Origin of the sequence: Roseburia sp. 1XD42-69 (assembly GCF_003612565.1) — a bacterium.
Taxonomy (GTDB): domain Bacteria; phylum Bacillota; class Clostridia; order Lachnospirales; family Lachnospiraceae; genus Roseburia_B.
The window spans coordinates 1-1,044 of the sequence record NZ_RAZG01000231.1; the positions used below are offsets into that span (position 1 = coordinate 1).

At 53.9% G+C, this 1,044-nt stretch carries 1 protein-coding gene; it reads left to right on the forward strand.

Annotated features, from left to right (window positions below):
- Positions 1–57: 57 nt before the first annotated feature.
- The gene (locus D7Y06_RS25285) at positions 58–915 is read left to right on the forward strand and encodes an ATP-binding protein (RefSeq protein WP_120410215.1); all 858 of its coding nucleotides are present in this window, start codon (positions 58–60) and stop codon (positions 913–915) included.
- The last annotated feature ends 129 nt before the right edge of the window (positions 916–1,044 follow it).

The window sequence follows — 1,044 nt, forward strand, 5'->3', positions numbered from 1 at the left end:
GAAGGAGAAACCGCCTGCCCGGAACCGGGATTACAGCGTAGAGGAAGGAGAAACCATATGATTGAGATTACCGCAGAAGTCCGGGCGGCCATTGACCGGGCCGCCGGGGATATGGAACTTGCCGGGGACGAATACATAGAACCGGCTGACGGGCTTATCCACTGTAAGAAATGCCATGGCAGCCGCCAGACCGTTGTGCCGAGGTTCGGAGGCTCCGGCTATTTCATGCCCCGCTGCCTCTGCCCCTGCCAGCAGAAGGCGCAGGAGGAACGGAAAGCCATGGAGGAACAGAGGGAACGCATGGAGCGTGTCAAACGCCGGAAGGCGCAGGGGCTTCAGGACATATACCTTTATGATTACACTTTTGCCAATGATAACGGCCAGAATCCCGTCATGGAGAAAGCCCATGCCTATGTGGAGCATTGGAAGGAGGCATACCGGGACAATGCCGGCCTTCTGCTTTTTGGTGACGTGGGAACCGGGAAATCCTTTTTTGCCGGCTGTATTGCCAATGCCCTGCTTGACCGTGACGTGCTGGTTCTGATGACAAATTTCCCGTCTATCCTGAACCGGCTGACCGGCGTGTTTGCCGAGGACAGGGCGGCCTTTATCGCCAGCCTGGACGATTACAGCCTGCTTGTCATTGATGATTTAGGAGTGGAGCGCAGTACCGAGTATGCCATGGAGCAGATGTTCACCGTCATTGACAGCCGATATCGGAGTAAGAAGCCGTTGATTGTCACAACAAACCTGAAACTGGAAGAAATCAAGAACCCGCCAGACATTGCCCACGCAAGGATTTATGCCCGCATACTGGAACGGTGTGCGCCGATTCTTTTTTCCGGTAAAAATTTCCGGGAGGAAGGAGCCAGAGCGACCAAAGCGGCGGCGAAAGAGATTGTGAGTAAGGGATAACAAAACCTGATTGTATGTAAAGGAGAATTTATGGGCAGCGAGAAAATCACAGAGGACATTACCACCACGCCACCAGATAAGGACGCTCCCGCACTGGTGAAGAAGATTGGCCGGACTACCTACATTGTG